The sequence below is a fragment of the Amycolatopsis sp. NPDC104863 genome (assembly GCF_055582965.1).
Genome location: NZ_JBVJOW010000006.1, coordinates 606,616 through 628,529 on the forward strand (window position 1 = coordinate 606,616; position 21,914 = coordinate 628,529).

At 72.2% G+C, this 21,914-nt stretch carries 21 protein-coding genes and 1 tRNA gene; 10 read left to right on the forward strand and 12 right to left on the reverse strand.

Annotation, left to right across the window (positions count from 1 at the left end; genetic code table 11):
• The first annotated feature begins 802 nt into the window (after nucleotides 1-802).
• Nucleotides 803-2,143, forward strand: a complete 1,341-nt coding sequence (locus ACZ63J_RS33280) for a recombinase family protein (protein ID WP_465401346.1) — start codon at nucleotides 803-805, stop codon at nucleotides 2,141-2,143.
• A gap of 34 nt (nucleotides 2,144-2,177) precedes the next feature.
• Nucleotides 2,178-2,423, forward strand: coding sequence for a hypothetical protein (locus ACZ63J_RS33285; RefSeq protein ID WP_465401347.1), 246 nt, complete (start codon nucleotides 2,178-2,180; stop codon nucleotides 2,421-2,423).
• Nucleotides 2,424-2,435: 12 nt separating this feature from the next.
• Here ACZ63J_RS33285 and ACZ63J_RS33290 read toward each other — a convergent pair.
• The 4 genes from ACZ63J_RS33290 to ACZ63J_RS33305 form a co-directional block, all read right to left on the reverse strand.
• Nucleotides 2,436-2,519: transfer RNA gene (locus ACZ63J_RS33290), tRNA-Leu, on the reverse strand.
• 81 nt (nucleotides 2,520-2,600) lie between these two features.
• Complete coding sequence (locus ACZ63J_RS33295) at nucleotides 2,601-4,244, reverse strand: AfsR/SARP family transcriptional regulator (RefSeq protein WP_465401348.1); 1,644 nt, start codon at nucleotides 4,242-4,244, stop codon at nucleotides 2,601-2,603.
• Between the two features lie 28 nt (nucleotides 4,245-4,272).
• A complete protein-coding gene (locus tag ACZ63J_RS33300; RefSeq protein WP_465401349.1) occupies nucleotides 4,273-5,322 on the reverse strand; it encodes a CE1758 family FMN-dependent luciferase-like monooxygenase in 1,050 nt (349 codons plus the stop codon).
• Nucleotides 5,322-6,263, reverse strand: a complete 942-nt coding sequence (locus tag ACZ63J_RS33305) for an NmrA/HSCARG family protein (RefSeq protein ID WP_465401350.1) — start codon at nucleotides 6,261-6,263, stop codon at nucleotides 5,322-5,324. Before ACZ63J_RS33305 ends, ACZ63J_RS33300 begins: the two co-directional genes overlap by 1 nt.
• A gap of 165 nt (nucleotides 6,264-6,428) precedes the next feature.
• On the opposite strand from ACZ63J_RS33305, the gene ACZ63J_RS33310 reads away from it, so the two are divergent.
• The gene (locus ACZ63J_RS33310) at nucleotides 6,429-7,208 is read left to right on the forward strand and encodes a cellulose binding domain-containing protein (protein ID WP_465401351.1); all 780 of its coding nucleotides are present in this window, start codon (nucleotides 6,429-6,431) and stop codon (nucleotides 7,206-7,208) included.
• Here the strand turns inward: ACZ63J_RS33310 and ACZ63J_RS33315 are convergent.
• The 3 genes from ACZ63J_RS33315 to ACZ63J_RS33325 form a co-directional block, all read right to left on the reverse strand.
• Nucleotides 7,180-8,232, reverse strand: a complete 1,053-nt coding sequence (locus tag ACZ63J_RS33315) for a cytochrome P450 (RefSeq protein ID WP_465401352.1) — start codon at nucleotides 8,230-8,232, stop codon at nucleotides 7,180-7,182. The two genes, ACZ63J_RS33310 and ACZ63J_RS33315, sit on opposite strands and share 29 nt — an antisense overlap.
• A gap of 62 nt (nucleotides 8,233-8,294) precedes the next feature.
• Nucleotides 8,295-8,414, reverse strand: a complete 120-nt coding sequence (locus tag ACZ63J_RS33320) for a tryptorubin family RiPP precursor (RefSeq protein WP_465311139.1) — start codon at nucleotides 8,412-8,414, stop codon at nucleotides 8,295-8,297.
• 87 nt (nucleotides 8,415-8,501) lie between these two features.
• Nucleotides 8,502-9,395 (reverse strand): LysR family transcriptional regulator, encoded by an 894-nt coding sequence (locus ACZ63J_RS33325; RefSeq protein ID WP_465401353.1) that lies wholly within the window; start codon nucleotides 9,393-9,395, stop codon nucleotides 8,502-8,504.
• A 96-nt stretch (nucleotides 9,396-9,491) separates the two neighbouring features.
• Between ACZ63J_RS33325 and mdlC the strand changes: the two genes are divergently transcribed.
• The 3 genes from mdlC to ACZ63J_RS33340 are packed head-to-tail and all read left to right on the forward strand — an operon-like array spanning nucleotide 9,492 to nucleotide 13,712.
• Nucleotides 9,492-11,066, forward strand: a complete 1,575-nt coding sequence (mdlC, locus tag ACZ63J_RS33330) for a benzoylformate decarboxylase (protein WP_465401354.1) — start codon at nucleotides 9,492-9,494, stop codon at nucleotides 11,064-11,066.
• A 2-nt stretch (nucleotides 11,067-11,068) separates the two neighbouring features.
• Complete coding sequence (locus ACZ63J_RS33335) at nucleotides 11,069-12,496, forward strand: benzaldehyde dehydrogenase (RefSeq protein WP_465401355.1); 1,428 nt, start codon at nucleotides 11,069-11,071, stop codon at nucleotides 12,494-12,496.
• Between the two features lie 13 nt (nucleotides 12,497-12,509).
• Complete coding sequence (locus tag ACZ63J_RS33340; protein ID WP_465401356.1) at nucleotides 12,510-13,712, forward strand: MFS transporter; 1,203 nt, start codon at nucleotides 12,510-12,512, stop codon at nucleotides 13,710-13,712.
• On the opposite strand, the gene ACZ63J_RS33345 is transcribed toward ACZ63J_RS33340, so the two are convergent.
• Nucleotides 13,709-13,882, reverse strand: a complete 174-nt coding sequence (locus tag ACZ63J_RS33345; RefSeq protein WP_465401357.1) for a hypothetical protein — start codon at nucleotides 13,880-13,882, stop codon at nucleotides 13,709-13,711. The two genes, ACZ63J_RS33340 and ACZ63J_RS33345, sit on opposite strands and share 4 nt — an antisense overlap.
• Nucleotides 13,883-14,004: 122 nt before the next feature.
• On the opposite strand from ACZ63J_RS33345, the gene ACZ63J_RS33350 reads away from it, so the two are divergent.
• Nucleotides 14,005-14,640, forward strand: a complete 636-nt coding sequence (locus ACZ63J_RS33350; protein WP_465401358.1) for a maleylpyruvate isomerase family mycothiol-dependent enzyme — start codon at nucleotides 14,005-14,007, stop codon at nucleotides 14,638-14,640.
• Nucleotides 14,641-15,103: 463 nt separating this feature from the next.
• Here the strand turns inward: ACZ63J_RS33350 and ACZ63J_RS33355 are convergent, their stop codons facing one another.
• Nucleotides 15,104-15,550, reverse strand: a complete 447-nt coding sequence (locus ACZ63J_RS33355; RefSeq protein ID WP_465401359.1) for a nitroreductase family deazaflavin-dependent oxidoreductase — start codon at nucleotides 15,548-15,550, stop codon at nucleotides 15,104-15,106.
• Nucleotides 15,551-15,881: 331 nt separating this feature from the next.
• Between ACZ63J_RS33355 and ACZ63J_RS33360 the strand changes: the two genes are divergently transcribed.
• Nucleotides 15,882-17,159 carry an amidase family protein gene (locus ACZ63J_RS33360; RefSeq protein ID WP_465401360.1) on the forward strand — a complete coding sequence of 426 codons (1,278 nt, stop codon included), beginning with the start codon at nucleotides 15,882-15,884 and terminating at the stop codon, nucleotides 17,157-17,159.
• A 7-nt stretch (nucleotides 17,160-17,166) separates the two neighbouring features.
• On the forward strand, nucleotides 17,167-17,976 hold the full coding sequence (locus ACZ63J_RS33365) for a MerR family transcriptional regulator (protein ID WP_465401361.1): 810 nt from the start codon (nucleotides 17,167-17,169) through the stop codon (nucleotides 17,974-17,976).
• Here ACZ63J_RS33365 and ACZ63J_RS33370 read toward each other — a convergent pair.
• Entirely contained in the window at nucleotides 17,973-18,320 is a 348-nt protein-coding gene (locus ACZ63J_RS33370) for an ArsR/SmtB family transcription factor (protein ID WP_465313649.1), read from the reverse strand. The genes ACZ63J_RS33365 and ACZ63J_RS33370 overlap by 4 nt on opposite strands.
• 54 nt (nucleotides 18,321-18,374) lie before the next feature.
• On the opposite strand from ACZ63J_RS33370, the gene ACZ63J_RS33375 reads away from it, so the two are divergent.
• Nucleotides 18,375-19,346, forward strand: a complete 972-nt coding sequence (locus ACZ63J_RS33375) for a cation diffusion facilitator family transporter (protein WP_465401362.1) — start codon at nucleotides 18,375-18,377, stop codon at nucleotides 19,344-19,346.
• Here ACZ63J_RS33375 and ACZ63J_RS33380 read toward each other — a convergent pair.
• Entirely contained in the window at nucleotides 19,343-20,530 is a 1,188-nt protein-coding gene (locus tag ACZ63J_RS33380; RefSeq protein ID WP_465401363.1) for an MFS transporter, read from the reverse strand. The two genes, ACZ63J_RS33375 and ACZ63J_RS33380, sit on opposite strands and share 4 nt — an antisense overlap.
• Nucleotides 20,531-20,573: 43 nt before the next feature.
• Nucleotides 20,574-21,911 carry a uracil-xanthine permease family protein gene (locus ACZ63J_RS33385; protein WP_465401364.1) on the reverse strand — a complete coding sequence of 446 codons (1,338 nt, stop codon included), beginning with the start codon at nucleotides 21,909-21,911 and terminating at the stop codon, nucleotides 20,574-20,576.
• Nucleotides 21,912-21,914 lie beyond the last annotated feature (3 nt).

Genomic DNA, 21,914 nt, shown 5'->3' on the forward strand with positions numbered 1-21,914 from the left:
TTTGGCTCCCTCTGACTATCCGACGGCACGCAGTGGACACCACCGGAATCGACGACCCGCCGACTACCCCGTTATACGGTCAGGCGGTCCATCGTCGCGATCCGGCGGTACCTGAAGTATGGCGATTCGTCGACGACAGCAACCCGAGAGAACTCTGTCGAACCGGCCCCGCCGGGGAGAAACAGAAGCCCACGACCTGCGGTGATGCATGTATCTCCTGGTTACGCCACGTGCCGCACTTCTCTGATACGGAAAAGGTCACCGGGTAGCGAAGGCTCCCTCAGAGCGCCTGAACACGCAGGTCAGAGGCTCATGACGTCGTCGAGGAGCAGAGGGCTTGGTGGCTGGATGGCGACGAAACGGCGACGCTTCCGGCCGGGCCACCAGCCAGCTTTAGACGGCGGCGCCATCGAGCCAGATGACCCTTACAACTTGGTCTCGTGGCGTCTCCCTGCAGCTTCGTGAGCGGAGTTGGTCGTTGAGACGCGCCGGCGAAGTCGACCTGAGCGGGTACTTCCGCTCTGGCCGCTACGACGGTGTCGTGGACGATCCGTGCACACCGACCAAGCCCTGGGGCGGACATGACGACTTCTCCGAACACCTCTCCGCGGTCAAACGCAGCGCCACGCCGTTCACGACCGCCAGCGCGCCAGTACGCCGCCGGGATTCGCCCTCGACCTGGGCGTCGGCACGACGACGCCGCACCCGCGGTGATACTGCCAGCGTCCCCGCCGCAGCTGACGCAGGGCGCCGCCGGTGCTCTGCTGCGACTGCTGCTCGACGCGGAAAAGGCGGCTTGATCATGCGGTTCGCGTTCTACGGCCGGGTCTCCACCGAGGACCAACAGGACCCGGAGGCATCCCGGAACTGGCAGCTCGCTAGGGCCAAGGCACTGGTCGACAAGCACGGCGAGATCGTCGCCGAGTTCTTCGACATCGGGCAGTCCCGCTCGATCCCCTGGAAACGCCGACCCGAGGCGATCCGGCTGCTGGCGGCGATGCGCGATGCCGACCGCGGGTTCGACGCCGTCGTCATCGGCGAACCGCAACGCGCCTTCTACGGCAACCAGTACGGGCTGACCTTCCCCGTGCTCGTCCACTATGGCGTTGGCCTGTGGGTGCCGGAAGTCGGCGGCGCTATCGAGCCGGAGCCCGAAGCCCACGATCTCGTCATGTCCGTATTCGGCGGGATGAGCAAGGGCGAACGCAACCGGATCAAGATCCGCGTCCGCGCTGCCATGGCCGCCCAAGCCTCCGTCGAAGGCCGCTTCCTCGGTGGCCGGCCGCCCTACGGCTATCAGCTCGCCGACGCCGGGCCACACCCCAATCCGGCCAAGGCCGCTGAAGGCAAACGGTTGCATCGGCTCGAACCCGACCCCGCCACCGCGTCGGTCGTGCAGCGGATCTACGCCGAGTACATCGGCGGCCGCGGGAAATTCGCCATCGCCGAAGCGCTCACCCAGGACGACATCCTCTCCCCCTCGAGCAACGACCCGGCCCGCAACCGGCACCGCACCGGCGTCGCCTGGGCCAAGGGCGCGGTCGGGGTCATCCTGACCAACCCGCGCTACACCGGACGGCAGGTCTGGAACAAGCAGCGCAAAGACGAGGTCCTCATCGACGTCGAGGACGTCGGGCTGGGCCACGAGACCAAGATGCGCTGGAAAACCCGCGACAAGTGGATCTTCTCCGAGCAGATCGTCCACGAACCGATCATCGACGTCGAGACCTTCCAGCAGGCCCAGGAGATCGCTGCCGCCAAGGGCACCGGCCGCAAGACCCGGGAACGGACCCGGACCCGCCACCCCTACGTCCTCAGCGGCCTGCTGCACTGCGGGGTGTGCAGCCGCCGGATGCAGGGGCAACGCAACCACGAACGGCCGTTCTACCGCTGCCGCTACCCCACCGAATATGGCCTGGCGAACAAGACCGAACACCCCCGCAACGTCTACCTGGCCGAGCGGGACCTTCTCGGTCCCATTGACAGTTGGCTCGCGACCAGCTTCGCCCCGCACCGGCTGCACGACACCATCGACGCCCTCTACGCCGCGCAACCGGACCTCGACGCCGATCCCGCCGCTGCGGCTGCCGAGAAGCTCATCGCGGAATGCGATCGCGCTGGACCGCCATCGCGCTGCCCTTGAGGCTGGAGCTGACGTCCAGCTGGTCACCGGCTGGATGGCCGAGACCCAGGCCCGACGAGCTGAAGCAAAGGCGCGCGTCAGCGTGAAGCCGAAGCAGGAGCGGCTGGCCAAGGACCAGATCCGCGAACTTGTCGAGCGGCTGGGTGACATCAGGAAGGTGCTGAGCGCGGCCGACCCGATCCGCAAACGGGAGGTCTACCGCCAGTTCCAGCTGCAGGCCACCTACCACCCCGGTAAACGACAAGTGCGGATCGAGGCTAATCTCGATCCACAAATGTGAGGTTATGGTAAGTGTCCGAGGGGGGACTTGAACCCCCACGCCCGTTAAGGGCACTAGCACCTCAAGCTAGCGCGTCTGCCATTCCGCCACTCGGACCTGCTGAAGAAAGACTACTACGGCCGCCTCGGACCTCTCCGCAGGGGGTGTCCAGTCGTCGGGACCCGACCTCTGGGATGATCAAACGTTCTGCATCGGTTCAGCCGCCATGACCTGGCCTTGGGCGAACAGCCTGAGGGGCTCCTGGTAGCGGTACCGGTCGGTCCCCGACGGCTCCAGCAAGTGCGCGTCCACCAGGGACTCCAGCAGCAGTGCCGTGTCGCCCAGGGGTAGACCCAAGCGGGTCGACGCCGCTGGGATCGAGATCTCCGGGGAGTCCGACAGCACCTGGAACGCCCGGGCCTGGGCCGGCGTCAGCTCCGCCAGCGCCGACTCGTACGGCTTCTCGATCGCGCCGCACTCTGGGGGTGTCACCGGGGAGCCTGGGGCTGGGCGGCCCAAGCGGTCCAGGGCCTCTGCCATCGTCCAGCCTGGGCGGGACGCCAGCCTCGCTCCTACCGCCTGGATCACCTGGGGCAGGCCCGCCATGCGCGTGACCAGCAGGTTCGTCTCCAGCGGCTCGGCGGCGACGCGGTCCGCGCCGATCAGGTGGGTCAGCAGCTCCAACGACGCCGTCTGTGTGAGGCCGCCCAGTTTGGTCCAGTGGGCCACGCCGTAGAGGCGGCGGCGGGCCGTGATCATGACCGCTCCCGCCGCCGGCAGCAGCGGGAGGATCTCGTCCGTCTCGCGCGCGTTGTCCAGGACCAGCAGGAGGCGGCGGCCCGTCGTGCGGGTTCGCCACAGGGCCGCGCGCTCGCTTGACGACTCCGGTGGCGTCGGGACGCCGATTCCGCGCAGGAGCTCCGCCAGCGGGTCCGCGGACGCCGACAGGTCCAGGAACAGCTGGCCGTCCGGGAACGATGCGCTCAGGAGGTGGCCGAGGTGGACCGCCAGGGTTGTCTTGCCGATCGCGGCCAGGCCTTCGATGCCGATCACCGGGACTCCCGGGCGGGTCAACGACGTCGACAGCGCCGCCAGCGCCGGCGCTCGGCCGGCGAACTCCGGCAGGTCGGGGGGCAGCTGTGTGGGGCGGGACGGTGCAGCTTCGCCGGCCAGGATTCGGCGTTGCATCTCCTGGAGCTCCGGCCCCGGGTACAGGCCCAGCTCCGTCTCGAGCAGGCGCTGGATGTCGGTGAACACCTCCAGCGCCTCCGTCTGGCGGCCGGAACGGTACAGCGCCAGCATTTGCAGCTCGCGGGGGCGCTCGCGCAGGGGCTCCGACGCAATCAGGTCCGTCAGGTCCGCGACCGCTTCGGTGTGGCGGCCGGCCTCGATGTCGGCCGCCGCCGCGTCCTCGCGGGCCTTTGTGTGCAGCTGACCCAGGCGGACGCGGGCGGCTTCTGCGAAGTCGCCCGGCAGGCCGGCCAACGGCGTTCCGTGCCAGAGGCGCAGCGCCGCGCGAGGGTCTCCGGCGCGGAGCAGGCGGGAGAACTCCGTGACGTCCAGGGATGCGTCGCGCAAGGCGTAGCCGCCGCTGATGGACTCGATCGGGATGCCCGCCTGGCGCAGGCGGGACACGTACGAGCGGACCATACCCACCGCCGCCCGGGGTTCGGCGCCGCTCCACAGGGCCGAAACCAGCTGGGACGGCGAGAGGGGCGTGCCCTCCTGCAGCAGCAACACCGCCAGGGCCGCTCGCTGCTGCGGCGGCCCCAGCTCCACCTCGACGTCGTCGCGCCACGCGCGGACCGGGCCCAGCACTTCGAACCGCAGTGATCCCGTCACGCTCAGCGCAACCCGCCGCGGCGGACGGCTATTCCGGCGGGTCGTCCGGCACGTGCGCCGGGCGCAGGCGGGTGAACTCCTTCCGCAGCTCCGGGACGACCTCCGCGCCCAGCAGGTCGATCTGGTCCAGCGCCGCCGCGTGGGGCAGGCCCATGCCGTCGATGTTGAACAGCTGCCGCTGGTAGTCGCCGAAGTCCTCGCGGAAGCGCATCGTGCGGTCGATGACCTGCTGCGGGCTGCCGACCGCCAGCGGCGTCTGCGCCATCGTCTCCTCGAGCGACGGCCCGTGGCCGTAGATCGGCGAGTGGTCGAAGTACGGCCGGAACTCGGCGATCGCGTCCTGGGAGCGGCGCCGCATGAACACCTGGCCGCCGAGGCCGACGATCGCCTGGTCGGCCGGGCCGTGGCCGTGGTGCTCGAACCGTTCGCGGTAGAGCGTGATCATCCGCCGGGTGTGGTCGACCGGCCAGAAGATGTTGTTGTGGAAGAACCCGTCGCCGTAGAACGCCGCCTGTTCGGCGATCTGCGGACTGCGGATCGAGCCGTGCCAGACGAACGGCGGCACGCCGTTCAGCGGCCGCGGCGTCGAGGTGAACCCCTGCAGCGGCGTCCGGAACCGGCCCGACCAGTCCACGACCTCTTCGCGCCACAACCGCCGCAGCAGCGCATAGTTCTCCACGGCCAGCGCGATCCCGTCGCGGATGTCCTTGCCGAACCACGGGTACACCGGCCCGGTGTTGCCGCGCCCGAGCATCAGGTCGACGCGGCCGTCGGCGAGGTGCTGCAGCATCGCGTAGTCCTCGGCGATCTTCACCGGGTCGTTCGTGGTGATCAGCGTGGTCGACGTCGACAGCGTGATCCGGCTCGTGCGCGCCGCGACGAACCCCAGCAGCGTGGTCGGCGACGACGGCACGAACGGCGGGTTGTGGTGCTCCCCCGTCGCGTAGACGTCGAGACCGGCTTCCTCGGCGCGGACGGCCGTCTCGACCATCCGCTTGATCCGCTCGTGCTCGGTGGGCGCCTGCCCCGTCGCGGGGTCGGGGGCGATGTCCCCGACCCCGAAAATCCCGAACTGCATCACAGCCCCTTGAACGCGTCGTGGTGTTCGGCGAGCCAGGTCGCGAAGTCCTGCAGCCGCGGGTTGAGCTCCCGCACGGCTTCCGGGTCGCGCGCGCCGGCGAAGGCGCTCTCGTGCTCGGCGTAGTAGAAGAACATGTTCGCCAGGTCGTCGGCGCCGGGCGCCCCCGACGCGCGCACGTCCTCGACACTCGCCGGCCGGTAGACGACCTCGGTGCCGAGCTCCTTCGCGAACGCCGCCGCGTACTGCTCGCCGGTCAGGTTCTCGCCGGAGATGCTGATCGTCTCCCCCGCCAGCTCGGGGCCGCGCGCGAAGACGCCGAACGCGGTCCGCCCGATGTCCTCGGCCGCGATGCCCGGCAGCCGCCGCTCGCCCATCGGCAGGTGCAGCGCGACCACGCCGTCGGGGTCGCGGACCGGGCGGAAGAAGTCGACGAACGCCTCGAAGTAGAAGGTCGTCGAGAGGAACGTCGTCGGCACGCCGGCCTCGACGAAGAACGCCTCGGCCTCGGCTTTGCTGTCGAAGTGCGGCACCTTGTACTGCCCGTGCAGCGTCGGGACGCTGTCGTCGCGCAGGTGCAGGCGCGTGTCCGGCAGGGTCGACCAGACGACGTGCCGCAGGCCGGTGGCTTTCGCGGCCGCGGCCATCGCGCGGGCCTGCTGCTGCTCGCGCTCCACGGAGTTGTACTCCCAGAACGCCGTGACGAAGTAGGCGCCGTACGCGCCCTGAAGCGCCTTCGTCAGGCTTCCTTCGTCGTCGAGGTCCGCGCTGACGACCTCGGCGCCGCGCGCGGCGAGGGCCTGCGCGGCCGGCGAATCCGGGTTGCGCGTGAGCGCCCGCAGCGTGAACCGCTGCTCCGGGTCGTCCAGGATCGCGCGGGCCACCCCGCCGCCCTGCTGACCGGTGGCGCCCACCACGGCGATGATCTTCTTGTCGGACATCCGAACCTCCTGGGACCGGGCCGGGTGTTCCGGCCACCAGCTCAGGGAACTCCCGCGATGTCTGCGTCTTGTGCACGGCGGGTGCACGCGGTGTGCACGTGGTTTACAAGACCCGCCCCGGCTTCCTAGGATTCGCCGGTCGGGCCGCAGAACGGGAGGTTCCGTATGGCGCGCGCCGACCGTCGGCGAGACGACGAGATCTCGGTCGCCGAGCTGCTCCGGGAGACGGGCGCGACACCGCGCTCGCTCGGTGAGCCGGCCTCGGCCGGGCCCGCTCGTGAGGACGACACCGGCGAGGGCTACCGCGAACGGCTCGAGCAGCGGGCACGCGAGGCGGCCGCGGGCCAGCAGCGCGCCGGGCGGCGGATCCGGTGGGTTTCCGCGCTCTGCGGCGCCGTGGTGGTGCTCGGCAGCCTGGTGCTGATCGCGGTGACGTCGGAGAGCTCGCCCGGGCGGCAGGCCGCCGCGTCACCGGGTCCCCTCGCGCCGGCGACGACGCCGCGCCCGACGACGTCCAGTGTCCGGCCCCCGAGCCCCACGCCGATCCCGACGGTGCTGCGGCAGACGGCGTCCTCGACCTCCGCGGCGGCCGTGCAGACCCAGCCTGCCCCACCACCGCCGGCGGCAACGTGCGCGGTGCGGTTCACGGTCAAGGACCAGTGGGACGACGGCTTCACCGCGGAAGTCACCATCACCAACAAGGGCGGCGGAACGCTGTCGCCGTGGACGCTCGCCTGGAGCTTCACCGCCGGCCAGCGCGTCACCCACGGCTGGGACGGCGACTACGACCAGCGCGGCGGGCGGGTCACAGTGACCGCGGCGTCGTGGAACACCACCCTCGCGCCGGGCGCGAGCGTCACCACGGGGTTCAACGGCGACTTCGACCGCGGCAACCCCGCGGCCGGGGACTTCGCCCTCAACGGCTCCCGCTGCGACGCGACCTGACCACCTTGACGTCGGCCAGCTCCAGCAGGCCGTCGAGCTCGACCCGCGCGCTGGTGCGGCGCGGGTCGGGCACCAGGCCTTCGGCGCGGACGACGTCGAGCAGGCGGCTGGCCAGCGGCAGCACCAGGTGCCGGCCCCAGCAGCGCTCGCTGACGTGCCCGAACGGCAGGTACCCCGGGTGGCGGTCGGCGTCGAGCTCCGCCCAGCGCCGCGGCCGGAACTCGTCCGGCGCCTCCCACAGCTTCGGTGAGCGGTGGCTCAGCAGGGGCAGCAGCAGGACGTCGTCGCCGGGCGTGATGCGCGCGTCGACCTCGGTGAACTCCGGCGAGCGGACGCGCAGGACGTTCCACGACGGCGGCAGCAACCGGAGCGCTTCGTTGATGACGTATTCGTTCGGGACGTCGTCGTCGAACGGCGCGCCCAGCCAGAGCGCGTTGGTCACCAAAGCGGCGACGGTGAAGCAGATCGGCCCGGCGACGCGGCGGTAGAGGTACATCCGGAAGCGCCGCTCGGCCAGGCTTTCGGCGGCCACGACCTGCCGCGCGAGGGTGGACAGCGGCACGTCCGGAGCCGGCGGCCGGACGAGCGCGGCGCCGGCGGTGACAGCCGACCACGTCAGCTTCGGCGTCAGCTCCAGGCGGCGGTCGACGAGCACGCGGAACCGGCGCAGCTCGGGCCCGAAGACGAACTGCCGCAGGTGGTCGTGGGGCACGGCGGGCCAGGCGCCGGTGAGGTCGGGACGGCCGGCGGGGCGCTTCAGCGCCGCCCGCACGTCCGCGGCGAGCGCCTGCATCAGGCTCGCGGACTCGGCCCGGGTGACCGCGCGGCCCAGCACCGGCTTGAAGGTCGGCCGTTCCTCGGCGTTGGCCGGGCGGGCGCGCAGCACGGCGTCCATCAGGTCCGGGTCGGCGATCCCGACGGTGTCCGCGTCGAGCCGGAACAGCCCGTCGTCGCGGTGGTCACGAAGCAGCTGGTCGAGCCGGGGCGCGAAGACGACCGCGCGGTGAGCGGGGGCGATGACCACGTTCGGCACTCCTCCGAAGGGAAGCGCGGCCGGTCCCGGTGGCCGGGACCGGCCGCGGGTGATCAGATCCAGCCGTACCAGGCGTAAGCCTTCAGGCTCTTCTTGGGAAGCGCTTTCTTGACCAGGCGGACGAGCTTCACCGGTTTCCTCCCTAGCTCGGTTGTCAGGACCGTGATCGACACTAGGCAGGGCGGGATCGGTTCAGCACGAAGGATTACACGTTCGGCCCAGATCTTTCGGCGTGAAATGGGCGCGAAGAAAAATGCGTGTTAAATCAGCACCTCGCGCATGAAGTTCACAAGCCAGTGCTGCGCCGGGCTCCGCGCGTGCGTGTGGCGCGTGTACACCGACACCTGCGCCGGCTCGACGTCCATCGGCAGCTCGAAGAGCCGGACCCGGTGCTCGGCCGCGAAGACCTCCGCCACCAGGCGCGGGACCATCGCCACCAGCTCACCGTCCTGGACCAGGTACGGCAGGGCCGCGAAGCGCGTCACCTCGAGGACCACGCGGTCGAGCAGGCCGGCCGCCTCCAGCGCGCGACGGGGGCCGTCGTGGCCGGTCGGCCCGAACACCGTCACGTGGCGTTCCGCCGCCAGCTCGTCGAAGGTCACGCGCGTGCGCAGCCGGGGGTGGCCGACCGCGACCATGCCCAGGTAGCCCTCCGAGAACAGCGGGATGCGGGCCACGCGCTGCGAGCTGATCAGCGGGGACGCGATGAACGCGTCGATCTCGCCGCGGCCGAGCTGGTCGGCGGCCCGCTCGACGTCGAGCGGGCGGACGGTCAGCGTCACCCCGGGGGCGGCCGCGGGCAGCGCCGCCATCAGGCGCGGCAGCAGCGAAATCTCCCCCAGGTCGGACAGGCACAGCGTGAACGCCGCCCGCGCGGTCGCCGGGTCGAACGACCAGGCGCCGCTGACCGCCGTTTCGATCTCCGACAGCGCGCTGTGCAGCGGCTCGTAGAGCGCGCGGGCGGTCGTCGTCGGCTCCAGGCCGCCGCCGGTGCGGCGGAACAGCTCGTCGGAGAACCGGCGTCGCAGCTTCTGCAGGCTGTAGCTGATCGTCGGCTGCGTGACGTGCAGGGACTCGGCCGTCGCGGTGACGCTGCGGGTCTCGTAGAGCAGCACGAACGTGCGCACCAGGTTGAGGTCGAAGTCCCGCATCATCGATCCCGTCTATGAACGACCGAGGCAACATTTATTGGAACACAGGCCGGTGGCGTCCCTAGGGTCTGGGCCAACCCGCCCGAGGAGGACCCGCGCATGCCCACCGCCCGCCGGCTCGCCCACGAGTTCCTGCACCGCCGTGGCCTGACCACGATCTTCGGCAACCCCGGCTCGAACGAGCTGCCGTTCCTGGCCGAGCTGCCGGACGGCTTCCGGTACGTCCTCGGCCTGCACGAAGGCGCCGTTGTCGGGATGGCCGACGGCTACGCGCAGGCGACCGGCCGGCCAGTGCTGGTCAACCTGCACGCCGCCGCCGGGTCGGGCAACGCGATGGGCGCGCTGACCAACGCCGTCTACTCGCGCTCTCCCCTGGTGCTCACCGCCGGCCAGCAGGTGCGCTCGGCGATCGGCATGGAGGCGATGCTCGCCAACGTCGACGCCACGCAGCTGATGCGGCCCCTCGCCGCGTGGTCCGGCGAGCCGAGCTGCGCCGAAGACGTCCCGCGCTCGCTCGCGCAGGCCGTGTTCGAAGCCGAGCTGCACCGGCGGCCGAGCTACCTGTCGGTCCCCTACGACGACTGGGCCGTCGAGCTGGACACGAACGCCGCCGTGACGCTGGACCGGACCGTCCGCAGCGGGCTGACGCCGTCCGAGGCCCAGCTGGACGACCTGGTGGCGCAGGTCGCCGCCGCGAAGAACCCTGCGCTCGTCCTGGGCGGGGACCTCGACACGACCGGCCTGTTCGACCGGGCCGTCGCCCTCGCCGAACACCTCGGCGTGCCGACCTGGGTGGCGCCGTCGCCGCACCGGCTGCCCTTCCCCAACCGGCACCCGCTCTTCCGCGGGGTGCTGCCCGCGGGCATCGCGCCGGTCTCGGCCGCGCTGACCGGGCACGACCTCGTGCTGGTGCTCGGCGCGCCGGTGTTCCGCTACCACCAGCACGTGCCCGGCCGGTTCCTGCCCGAGGGCACGCGGCTGCTGCAGGTGACCGACGACTTCGGCGCCGCGACCCGCGCGCCGATGGGCGACGCGCTGGTGGCCGATCCGGCGCCGGTGATCGAAGCGTTGCTGGCTCGGGTGCCCGCGCGGACCTCCGACGGCGGCTTCGTCCCGAACCCGGAGCCGAAGACCGGCGCGTCCGCGTTGCACCCGGAGCAGGTTTTCGCCGCGCTGCGCGAAACGCAGGCCGCGGACACCCGTTACGTCGTCGAATCGACATCGACGAACTCGGCCTGGTGGCGGCAACTGGACCTGCGCCGCGAGGGCTCGTACTTCTTCCCCGCGGCCGGCGGGCTCGGGTTCGGCCTGCCCGCCGCGGTCGGGGTGGCGATGGGCAGCCCGGACCGCCCGGTGGTCGGCGTGATCGGCGACGGCTCGGCGAACTACGGCATCACGGCGTTGTGGACCGCCGCGCACTACCGCGTCCCGGTCACGTTCGTGATCCTGCGCAATGGCGTTTACGGCGCGCTGAAGTGGTTCGGCGAGCTGCTCGGCACGCCGGACGTGCCGGGCACGGAGATCCCCGGCCTCGACTTCACGGCCATCGCGGCCGGTTACGGCGTCCCGGCCACCACCGTCACCGGGCTCGACGACCTGCGTGCCCAGCTCAGGACGACCCCGGACGGCCCGCGGCTGATCCAGGTCGACACCGAACCGACCTCCCCGGAGTGATCATGACCCTGCTCGACACCAGCTTCACCCGCGGCACCGGCGGCACCCACGCCGTGGTCGAACCGGCCACCGGTGAAACCCTGAGCACGGTGGGCATCGCGACGCCGGGAGACGTCGCCGCGGCCGCGACCACGGCGGCGGAAGCCCAGCGTGACTGGGCGCGGCGCAAGCCCGCCGAACGTGCGGCGGTGCTGCGTCGCGCCGGTGAGCTGTGGGAGAAGCACGCGGCCGAGGTGCAGGACTGGCTCGTCCGCGAAGCCGGTTCGACCCGGCGGAAGGCCGCGATCGAAACCGAGATGGCGGCCGGGATCTGCTTCGAAGCCGCGGCTCTGCCGACCCATCCGCGTGGCGAGGTGCTGAGCACCGGCGAGCCGCGCTGGTCCCTGGCCCGGCGCGTCCCGGCCGGGGTGGTTTCGGTGATCTCGCCGTTCAACTTCCCGCTGATCCTGGCGATCCGGTCGGTCGCGCCCGCGCTGGCGCTCGGCAACGCCGTGCTGCTCAAGCCGGACCTGCGCACGGCGGTGTCCGGCGGGGTGAGCATCGTGCGGATCTTCGAGGAGGCCGGACTGCCTTCCGGCCTGCTGCAGCTGCTGCCTGGTGACGCCGCCGTCGGCGCCGCGGTGGTCGACGCGCCGGAGGTGTCGGTCGTGTCGTTCACCGGCTCGACCGCGGCCGGGCGCAAGGTCGGCGAGGCCGCCGCGCGGACGCTCAAGCGCGTGCACCTGGAGCTGGGCGGGAACAACGCGCTGGTCGTGCTGCCGGGCGCCGACGTCGCCAAGGCAGCTTCCGCCGGCGCGTTCGGCTCGTTCCTGCACCAGGGCCAGATCTGCATGACCACCGGCCGTCACCTCGTGCACGAGTCCCAAGTGGACGAATACGTCGAGGCCCTGGCGGAGAAGGCGCGGCGGCTGCCCGTCGGCAACCCCGCCACCGGCGACGTCGCGCTCGGCCCGATCATCGACGAGCGGCAGCTCGCGCACGTCACCGACGTCGTCGACCGGAGTGTGGCGGCGGGTGCCCGGGTGCTGGCCGGGGGCAAGCCCGACGCGCCGTTCTACCCGCCGACCGTCCTCTTCGGACTGTCCGACTCGACACCCGCGTGGCGTGAGGAGATCTTCGGCCCGGTCGCGCCGGTGCGCGCCTACCGCGACCTCGACGAAGCCGCGCGGCTGGTGAACGACTCCGAGTACGGCCTGTCGGTCGGCATCCTCGGGGACGTCGGCACCGCGATGACGCTGGCCGACGAGGTCCGCTCCGGCAAGGTGCACATCAACGAGCAGACCGTCGGTGACGAGCCGACCGCCCCCTTCGGCGGCGTCGGCGACTCCGGCAACGGCTCCCGCTTCGGCGGCGCCCAGGCCAACATCGAGGCCTTCACCGAAACCCAGTGGCTGACCGTCCGCGCGGACATCGCGGGCTACCCGTTCTGAAAGGAAAGCGGTCATGACAACGACGTCTCCCGCGCGTCCCGTGTGGACGGCGGTCCTCTGCTGGCTGACCGTCCTGCTCGAGGGGTACGACCTGGTGGCGCTGGGCGCGACCATCCCGACCCTGCTCAAGAGCGGCCACCTCGGCTTCACCGCGGCCGGGGCGACCGCGGTCGCCACCGTGTCGCTGGTCGGGGTGGCCGTCGGCGCGGCGTTCCTCGGCCCGCTCACCGACCGGTTCGGCCGCCGCGGCATGCTCATCGGCTCGGTGCTGCTGTTCTCGCTGTTCACGCTGCTGACGCCGGCGGCCTCGAGCGTCGCGATGTTCGGGGCGTTCCGGTTCGTCGCCGGGCTCGGCCTCGGCGCGTGCATGCCGGTGGCGCTGACGGTGATGTCGGAGAACCTGCCCGCGCGGCGGCGGGCCAGCGCGAGCACGTTCACCATGACGGGTTACCACGTCGGGGCGGTGCTGACGTCGCTCCTGGCACTGGCCGTGACCGACGACTGGCACTGGCTGTTCTACGGCGGCGGCGTGGCCGGTCTGCTGGTGGTGCCGCTGATGTGGTGGAAGCTGCCGGAGTCGGCGGCCTACCTGGCGGCTCGCGATGACACCGAGCGCGTCGGGCTGCGCGACCTGCTGGGCGCGCGCTTCCGGCGGATCAGCATCGCGGTGTGGACCGGCTCGTTCATGGGGCTGCTGCTGGTCTACGGGCTCAACACGTGGCTGCCGCAGCTGATGCGGACCGCCGGGTACCCGATCTCGACGTCGATCACGCTGCTGCTGGTGCTCAACATCGGCGCGGTGCTCGGGCTGGTGCTGGCCGGCACGATCGCCGACCGGTTCGGCATCCGCCCGATCGCCCGGATCTGGTTCGGCGCGGGCGCCGTGCTGCTGGCGGCGCTGAGCCTGCGCATCGGGAACGCGTTCCTGCTCAACACGGTGGTGCTGCTGACCGGGGTGTTCGTGTTCTCGGCGCAGGTGCTGATCTACGGGTACGTCGCGCAGGCGTTCCCGGCGCAGGCCCGCGGCACGGCGCTCGGACTGACGTCGGCGGTCGGGCGGCTCGGGTCGATCCTCGGGCCGTTCGTGACCGGGGCGCTGGTGACGGCCGGGGTCGCGTATCCGTGGGGTTTTTACTTCTTCGCCGTGGTGGCCGCGCTCGGGCTGGGCGCGGTGCTGGCGTTGCGCGGTGAAGCCCGAGTGCCGGCGATGCGCTAGGTCGTTTCCTCGGGGCGGCGGCGCATGGTGGGTGCCGGGTCCTCGGTCCGGCGGTCCGAGTCACGGAGGACTTCGCGGGCCTGGGCTTCGGGGTCGTCGCTTTCGACGGCTTGTTCCTCGGGCAGCAGCTCGGCGCGGGTCTCGGACCGTTCGGGGATCTTTTCGTCCATGCCGGGCTGGTACCCGCCGGCGCGCGGTCTCAGACATCCGTCCGCCGTTGTAACGCCGCGGGCGGCGCGGGCGACCTGACTGCACCGGGCTCACGTGGTCCCGGACGGCCCGAGGAGGCCCGATGCACCAGGCCGGACCCTGGCCCGAGATCCACCGCGAACGCGCCGCACTGGCCGACGACCTGGCCGGCTTACCCACGGCGGCCTGGGCGACGCCATCGCTGTGTCGCGAGTGGACGGTCCACGAAGTACTCGGGCACGTGGTCGCGACGGCGAAGCTGACACCGATCGGGTTCTTCACCCGACTGGCCGGTTCGGGCTTCCGGTTCGCGGCGATGAGCGCCGCCAACGTCCGCCGCGAGACAGCCGACGGCCCGGAAGCGACCCTTGAGCAGCTGCGGTCGCACGCGAACGCGACGACTGGGCCGCCGGGGCCGGCGGAGTCGTGGCTCGGGGAGATCGTGGTGCACGGGACGGACATCCGGTGGCCGCTGGGGCTGGACCGCGCTTTTCCCACCACGACGCTGGTGCGGGTGGCTGAGTTCTATCGCGGGTCGAACCTGCTGATCGGTGCGAAGAAGCGGATCGCGGGGTTGACGCTGCGGGCTGATGATGCGGAGTGGTCGGCGGGGGCTGGGCCGGAGGTGCGGGGGCCGTTGCTGGCGCTGGTTATGGCGATGACTGGGCGGGGGGCGGCGGTGGAGCGGTTGTCTGGTGAGGGGTTGGAGCTGCTGTCGGCTCGGTGCCGCGGCGAGTGAGGACGGCCGGACGGCGGTGCGGGGGCCGCAGCTCGCGCTGATCATGGCCATGACCGAGCGAGAGGCGGCGGTGGAACGGTCGCCCGACGAGGGGCTGACTGCCGTCGGCTCGGTGCCCGCGGCTTCTAAGGCTGGACCGGAGGTGCGGGCCGTTGCTCGCGCTGATCATGGCGATGACCGGGCGGAAGGCGGCGGAGCGGTTCTCCGGTGAAGGGCTGCAGCTGCTGTCCGCTCGGTGCCGCGGCGAGTGAGCCCGACCGCGGCCGGGCTCGGGGGCCGCTGCTCGCGCCGGTCATGGCCAAGCACGGACGGGCGCCGGACCGGCGAGGGCTGGAGCTGCTGTCGGCTCGGTGCCGCGGCGCCTGAGACTGCCCGGCGAGCTAGCCCGCTGAAGAATGACCCGGCCCGCGATCGGCCTGGCGCGGCCCGCTTCAGCCTGAAGCGCGAGCCCCCTCCTCCCGAGTCACGCCGAATCCACCCGAAACACCGCAATCCTCTCCGCAGCGGCCGCCGCTGCCTCCGGCGTCGCAGCATCCGCCAATCCGGTCGTCACGAACCGCTTGCCCACGCTCGCCGGGCTTTGCTCGACCAGCTGTCGCAACAACGGGCGTCGCTCCTCCACCGGGACCTCCGTCAACCGGGCCGTCGACGTGCGGCGGCCGCGGGTGAGCGTCACCTCGCCCGCGGCTCGTGCGTTCGCCACCCAGGCCGCCTTCGGGTACGCCTGGAAGATGTAACGGCCGCCCTCAAGGCTGATGACCGCTATCGGGAACGTGCGCGGGACGCCTGTGCGGCGTCCCGCGACCGTGAGCAGCTGCATCGGGCCGAATGCGACGCCGAGCCGCTGGAGGCCCACGACGATCTTGTTCCCCGCGTTGACCATCCGCCGGTAGTTCTGCGCTGTTGCCATGACTCGACCGTACCACAGATCATATGACTCTCATATCATCTGTTTCTCGTAGTTAACGCCGGTCCGGTCCCGGCGCGGGCTCCGGCGGCATCGGGTCGGGAACGGGCACGCCGCCCGGTTCCGGAATGGGCCGCTCGCGGCCGGGGCCGGGCGGCGCCGGGTCCGGGGGCGCCGGCTCGGGCGGTGCCGGTGGTGCGGTCAGGTGAGCAGGCATCGGTCGTCCCTCCGCCAGGCCGTCCGCGGCTCGGACGGCGATCACCTTGAGCTACCACCGCGGCTCCGATCGGAAACCCTTGACCCTGACACCGTGTCAGGTCCTATCCCGGACCCCATGACGTTCTTCCGCTCCGCCACCGAGGTGGCCGCCGACATCCGCCGGGGCGCGCTCTCCGCCCGTGAACTCACCGAAGCGCTCTTCGCCCGCATCGACGCCTCCGAAGTCAACGCCGTCGTCGCGACCCGCCGCGCCTTCGCGCTCGACGCCACCGCGGAAGCCGATCGGGCCGTCCGGCGCGGGGACCACCTCGGGCCGCTGCACGGGGTGCCGATCACGATCAAGGACGCCTTCGCCGTGGCCGGGCTGCCGACGACCTGGGGTGAGCCGGCGTTCGCCGACGCCGTCGCGGACCGGGACGCCGTGGTTGTCGGACGGCTGCGGGACGCCGGGGCGATCGTCGTGGGCAAGTCGAACGTGCACCACATGCTCGCCGACTTCGGGCAGACCGCCAACCCGCTCTTCGGGCGGACGCTGAACCCGTGGGATCCCGCCCGCACGCCGGGCGGCTCCAGCGGGGGCGCCGCGGCCGCGCTCGCCGCTGGACTGTCCTTTCTGGACTACGGCTCGGACCTCGCCGGGTCGATCCGGATCCCAGCGGCCTACTGCGGCGTCTACGGGCTCAAGCCCACCCCGGGAACCGTTTCCCTGCAAGGGTTCCAGCCACCCGGGCCGCCCACGGCACTCGCCCGGGAGTTCCCGTCGGCCGTCGGGCCGCTCGCGCGCTCGGCCGCGGATCTCCGTCTTGCCCTGGACGTGACGAGCAAAGAGGCGCTCGCGCCGTCTCGCCGGACCCGGCTGGCGGACTTCCGCGTCGGCGTTGTCCTCGACGACCCGCGCTGCCCGGTGACCGGCGAGGTCGGCCAGGCGCTGACGGACGCCGTCGACGCGCTCGCGGCAACCGGGGTGAAGATCACCGAAGGCTGGCCGGACGGCGTCGACCCGATGGCCCAGGCGGAGTCGTTCGGCTTCCAGGTCGAGCAGTTCTTCGCCGCCCAGGAAGGCCGTGAGCTGGCAGGGTTCGCCGAGGAAGAACAACGGCGCACGGCCTTCGAAGCGGCGTGGGCCCGGTACTTCCGGGATGTCGACGTCTTCCTCTGCCCCACCGTCTTCACCACCGCGTTCCCGCACGACGACCGGCACCGCTACGACGACCAGGGGTTCTGGATCGCGCAGGCGTCCCTGCCCGGGCTGCCCGCGGTGAGCGCGCCGGTCGGTGGCGCGCTGCCGGTCGGCCTCCAGGTGGTCGGGCCCGCGCACGAGGACACCACGGCGATCACGTTCGCGGAGCTCGCCGCGGACGTCGTCGGCGGGTTCGCCGCGCCTGGGGAATGATCGGGGCGTGTTCTCGATCGGCGACTTCGCCCGCCACGGCCGCGTGTCGGTCCGGATGCTGCGCCACTACGACGCGCTCGGGCTGCTGCGGCCGGCGCGCGTCGACCCCGCGTCCGGCTACCGCAGCTACACGGCGGGGCAGCTGGCGCGGCTGAACCGGATCGTCGCGCTGAAGGACCTCGGGTTCACCCTCGAGCAGGTGGCGGCGCTGCTGGCCGACGAGGTCACGGTCGAGCAGGTGCGCGGCATGCTGGCGCTGCGACGTGCGGAGCTCGAAGCGGCGCTGGCCGAGGGCGCGGCCCGGCTGGCGCAGGTCGAAGCGCGGCTGCGGACGATCGAGGACGAAGGCCGCCCGCCCGCGCACGACGTGGTGGTCAAGGAGCTGCCCGCCGTGCGGGTGGTGGAGCTGACGGGGATCGCGGCGGGGTTCGCGCCGGAGGCGATCGGACCGGTCGTCCGGCCACTGTGCGCGGAGCTGGGCCGCCGCCTGCCGCGCGCGGACGTCACCCCGGCGGGGCGCCTGACGTGTTACTACGAGCAGCGCGCCGAGGACGAAGTCGTGGTGCACGCGGCGATCCCGGCGGCGGTGGGGCCGGGTGACCTCGACGGCCTGACGGTGGCGGACCTGCCGGCCACCCGCGCGGCGACCCTGGTCCACCACGGCGCGATCGACGGGGTCCTGCCGAGCTGGCAGGCGGTCGTCCGATGGGTCGCCGACCACGGTTTCGCCTCGACTGGGCCGCAGCGGGAGCTGTACTTGGACTGCCCGGCGGACCCGGCGGGCTGGGTGACGGAGCTGCAGGAGCCGCTCGGTTAGTGCGTGTGCTCGCCGGCGGTGATGCCGCGGTCGACGTGGTCCGCGTGGTGGAGTGCCTGGGCCAGCAGGCCGCGCACGTGGTTGTCGGCCGCCGAGTAGTAGACGAACGTTCCCTCGCGGCGGCCCTTCACCAGCCCGGCCAGGCGGAGCTTGGCCAGGTGCTGGCTGACCGCCGTCGGGGCCGCGCCGGCCAGCTCGGCCAGGCAGGCCACCGACGACTCGCCCTGCAGCAACGCCCAGAGCACCTTGACGCGGGTCGGGTCGGCCAGCAGCCGGAACGTCTCCGCGGCCAGGTGGACCTGCTCTTCGGCGGGCATGTCGAAGTCCGGCAGCGACGTGTGCATGCCGGCTACCTTACTACTTGCGTATCTGCGTGTGTGCGCAGATAGACTACTGCCATGGGACACGGACACGGCCACTCGCGGTGGCGCCCGCACAGCCACGACAGCACCGACCGCGTCGACCACGCCCTCGAGACCAGCCGGCGCGGCATCCGGGCGCTCGGGTGGTCGTTCGCCGCACTGTTCACGACCGCCGTCGCGCAGCTGGTGCTCGTGCTGGTCACCGGATCGGTGGCGCTGCTGGGCGACACGATCCACAACTTCGCCGACGCGCTGACCGCCGTCCCGCTCGGCATCGCGTTCCTGCTCGGCCGGCGCGCGGCCACCCGCCGCTACACCTACGGTCTCGGCCGCGCCGAGGACCTGGCCGGGGTGGTCGTCGTGCTGGTCGTCGCCGCTTCGGCGGTGCTCGTCGGGTACGAGTCCGTGCTGCGGCTGCTCGACCCGCGGCCGGTCGGGCACCTGGGCGTGGTCGCCGCGGCCGGGGTGGTCGGGTTCGTCGGCAACGAGCTCGTGGCGCGCTACCGGATCAAGGTCGGCCGCGCGATCGGCTCGGCCGCCCTGGTCGCCGACGGGCTGCACGCCCGCACGGACGGCTTCACCTCGCTCGCAGTCGTCCTCGGCGCGGCCGGGGTCGCGCTCGGGTTCCCCGCCGCCGACCCGATCGTCGGGCTGGGCATCACGGTCGCGATCCTGTTCGTCCTGCGTGACGCGGCGAAGGAGGTGTTCCGGCGGCTGCTCGACGCCGTCGACCCGGCGTCCGTCGAACTGGCCGAGCGGACGGCCCGCGAGGTGGCCGGCGTGCTGGACACGCGTGACCTGCGGATGCGCTGGATCGGTCACCACCTGCGGGCCGAGCTGGCGGTGACGGTGGCCGCGGACCTGACGGTCGCCGACGCGCACGCGCTCGCCCACGCCGTCGAGCACCGGCTGCTGCACACGATCCCGCGGCTGACCGCGGTCGTGGTGCACACCGAACCGGCGGAGGGGGCGGACCGGGTGCACAAAACCCTGGCCCACCACCACTAGGCGGCCGGGGCGAGGGACCCGGCCCGAGCCGTCGACCGCCAGACCGCGGCGGCCGCCAACGCCGTCACCGTGGCCAAGCCGCCCGAGATCGCGATCGCCGTCGCCGAACCCAGCTGTTCCGCCAGCAGGCCCGCGCCGACGATCGCCACGCCCTGGGAGCTGGTGAGGCACGTGCTCAGGCGGCCCATCACCGTGCCGCGGCGGTCGTCCGGGACCAGGTCGACCACCGCCGCCTGCAGGCGGATCAGGTACACCGTCGACAGGCCGCCCGACAGCGCCCAGAAGCCGGCCGCCCACCACGGGCCCGGCAGCAGCGGGACCACCAGCAGTGGCAGCCCGGCCAGCGCCGCCGGCACCGCGACCGACCGGGGCGCCGCCCGTGGCCGGGACGCCGTGCGGGCCGCCCACCAGCCGCCCAGCACGCTGCCGACCGGGTCCGCCGCCATCAGCACGCCGACGCCGGCCGAGCCGATCCCGGCCGCCGCCGCGTACGGCGCCGCCAGTCCTTCGGGCACCACGAGGAAGCCGATCATCGCCGCGAACGCGTAGACCGCGACCAGCACCGGGCCGGTCTTCGCCGGCGGGCCGGACGTCCGGGTGGCCCGCGCCGCCGGCCGCGGGTGGACGAACAGCAGGACCACCGTGGCGCTCGCCAGGAACGTCACCGCGTTGGCGAGCAGCGCCAGGGTGGGCCCGGTCGCCGTCACGAGCACCCCGCCGAGCCCGAACCCGGCCACCTGCACGGCCTGGATCGTGACCTGCCGCAGGCCCATGCCCGCCTGGAAGAGCGGGCCGGGCAGGACGTCCGGGAGCAGCGCGAGCTGGGCGGCCTTGAACGGCGCCGCCGCCAGCGTCAGCACGCCGATCAGGGCCCACAGCAGCCACAAGGGCAACCCGGGCACGGCCATCGCCGCCGCCAGCAGGCCGCGCAGGACGTCCGTCGTCACGACGACCGCGCGGCGCGGGTACCGGTCGGCCAGGCCGGACAGCAGCACCCCGCCGAGCACGGCCGGGACGAACGTCAGCGCGTACGTCAGCGCGGTCAGCGCCGCGGAGCTCGTCCGGTCGAACACGACCAGCGCCAGCGCCACCCGCGCGACCTGGTCGCCGCACACCGACAGCGCCTCGGCCAGCCAGAGCGCCCGGAACTCCCGGACGCGCAGCACCCCGCCGAACCCCGGCATCCGCATCACCCCGCGCCGTGCACGCGCGAGGCGGCCCCGCGGTTTAGCTCCGGCGCAGCCCGAACGCCAGCTTCAGGACGACCAGCAGCACGGTGCCGAGGATGAGTGGCTGGCCGAGGATCAGCTGGACGACCGCCGGCATCACCTTCAACGTCGGCGCGGGGACGAACAGGCCGCCGATCGCCGTGATGAACGGGAACCCGGCGAGCATCAGGTTGTCGCGCGACCAGTGCACGCCCGAAAGGACGTCGATCGCGCTGGCGAACAGCACCCCGAAGAGCACGGTGCCGGCCGCGGCGAGCACTGGCAGCGGGACCGCCTGCAGCAGCCGGTCGAACGGCGCCAGGCCGCCCAGCACCAGCAGGATCACGCCGGTGGCGAGCGTGACGTAGCGCGAGCCGACCTTCGTGACGCGCAGCAGGCCGATGTTGTCCGGGTAGGCCAGTGTGGACAGACCGCCGAACACCGCGCCGACCGTGCTGCCGAGCACCTCGCCGAACACGCCCTGCGCGACGCGGTGGCCGGACAGCTCCTGCCCGCCCCAGTCGGCGACGATGTCGTAGGTGGCGATGCTTTCGGCGATGGCGGGCAGCAGCGTGATGAAGAAGATCAGCACCAGGTCGGCGTGCACCTCGAAGCCGAACGGGAAGATCCGCGGCACGGTGACGCCGAGGTTCTCCCCCACCGCGCCGAAGCTCGTCGGGGCGAGGAACGCGTAGACGACCGTGCCGGCGACCACCGCCACCAGGACCGCGCCGCGGCGCAGCAGGGTTCCCTTGGGCAGCAACGTGAGCGCGATGACGAGCACCGCCGCGACCCCGCCGGCGAGCAGGTTCACCCACGGGAAGCCTGGGCTGGTCGGGGCGCCGAGCCAGTTCGGCAGGGCCGTGCTCGTCAGCTGGGTCGCCAGGATGAGCACGAGCACCCCGGAGATGATCGGGTCGCGCACGAACTTGGCCAGGTATGTGATCGGCCCGAAGCGCTTGAGCGGGACGGCGATCACGCACCAGATCAGCCCGGCGACGACCATCGACCCGAACGCCGCGCCGAGCCCGCCCCGCCCGTGCCCGACGGCGAGCAGCGCGGCCAGCGAGCCCGCGTACGGGCCCTGGATGATCGGCAGCCGCAGCAGGAGCACCGACTGCAGGACCACGACCAGCCCGGACGTCATGAACGTGACGCCGTAGAGGTAGGCGGTGTCGGCGGCGGACAGCTTGAACGCGGTGCCGATCAGCGCGGGGAAGATCAGCAGGCCCGCCATGCCGAGGATGTTCTGGATCCCCAGCCCGACCGCGCTGCCGAGCCGGACCTTGTCGTTGATGCCGACGTCGAAGACGGGAACGGGCTCGACCGGCGCGTCGACGGTGATGCGGGTGGCCATGGG

What these genes read in the sequence shown, in the direction of transcription:
- ACZ63J_RS33355 (WP_465401359.1), bottom strand. Translation starts at nt 15,550, where the DNA reads ATGGCAACAGCGCAGAACTACCGGCGGATGGTCAACGCGGGGAACAAG.
- ACZ63J_RS33335 (WP_465401355.1), top strand. Translation starts at nt 11,069, where the DNA reads ATGACCCTGCTCGACACCAGCTTCACCCGCGGCACCGGCGGCACCCAC.
- ACZ63J_RS33350 (WP_465401358.1), top strand. Translation starts at nt 14,005, where the DNA reads ATGCACCAGGCCGGACCCTGGCCCGAGATCCACCGCGAACGCGCCGCA.
- ACZ63J_RS33280 (WP_465401346.1), top strand. Translation starts at nt 803, where the DNA reads ATGCGGTTCGCGTTCTACGGCCGGGTCTCCACCGAGGACCAACAGGAC.
- ACZ63J_RS33340 (WP_465401356.1), top strand. Translation starts at nt 12,510, where the DNA reads ATGACAACGACGTCTCCCGCGCGTCCCGTGTGGACGGCGGTCCTCTGC.
- ACZ63J_RS33375 (WP_465401362.1), top strand. Translation starts at nt 18,375, where the DNA reads ATGGGACACGGACACGGCCACTCGCGGTGGCGCCCGCACAGCCACGAC.
- ACZ63J_RS33310 (WP_465401351.1), top strand. Translation starts at nt 6,429, where the DNA reads ATGGCGCGCGCCGACCGTCGGCGAGACGACGAGATCTCGGTCGCCGAG.
- ACZ63J_RS33325 (WP_465401353.1), bottom strand. Translation starts at nt 9,395, where the DNA reads ATGATGCGGGACTTCGACCTCAACCTGGTGCGCACGTTCGTGCTGCTC.
- ACZ63J_RS33385 (WP_465401364.1), bottom strand. Translation starts at nt 21,911, where the DNA reads ATGGCCACCCGCATCACCGTCGACGCGCCGGTCGAGCCCGTTCCCGTC.
- ACZ63J_RS33300 (WP_465401349.1), bottom strand. Translation starts at nt 5,322, where the DNA reads ATGCAGTTCGGGATTTTCGGGGTCGGGGACATCGCCCCCGACCCCGCG.
- ACZ63J_RS33305 (WP_465401350.1), bottom strand. Translation starts at nt 6,263, where the DNA reads ATGTCCGACAAGAAGATCATCGCCGTGGTGGGCGCCACCGGTCAGCAG.
- ACZ63J_RS33345 (WP_465401357.1), bottom strand. Translation starts at nt 13,882, where the DNA reads ATGGACGAAAAGATCCCCGAACGGTCCGAGACCCGCGCCGAGCTGCTG.
- ACZ63J_RS33360 (WP_465401360.1), top strand. Translation starts at nt 15,882, where the DNA reads ATGACGTTCTTCCGCTCCGCCACCGAGGTGGCCGCCGACATCCGCCGG.
- ACZ63J_RS33370 (WP_465313649.1), bottom strand. Translation starts at nt 18,320, where the DNA reads ATGCACACGTCGCTGCCGGACTTCGACATGCCCGCCGAAGAGCAGGTC.
- mdlC (WP_465401354.1), top strand. Translation starts at nt 9,492, where the DNA reads ATGCCCACCGCCCGCCGGCTCGCCCACGAGTTCCTGCACCGCCGTGGC.
- ACZ63J_RS33380 (WP_465401363.1), bottom strand. Translation starts at nt 20,530, where the DNA reads ATGCCGGGGTTCGGCGGGGTGCTGCGCGTCCGGGAGTTCCGGGCGCTC.
- ACZ63J_RS33285 (WP_465401347.1), top strand. Translation starts at nt 2,178, where the DNA reads ATGGCCGAGACCCAGGCCCGACGAGCTGAAGCAAAGGCGCGCGTCAGC.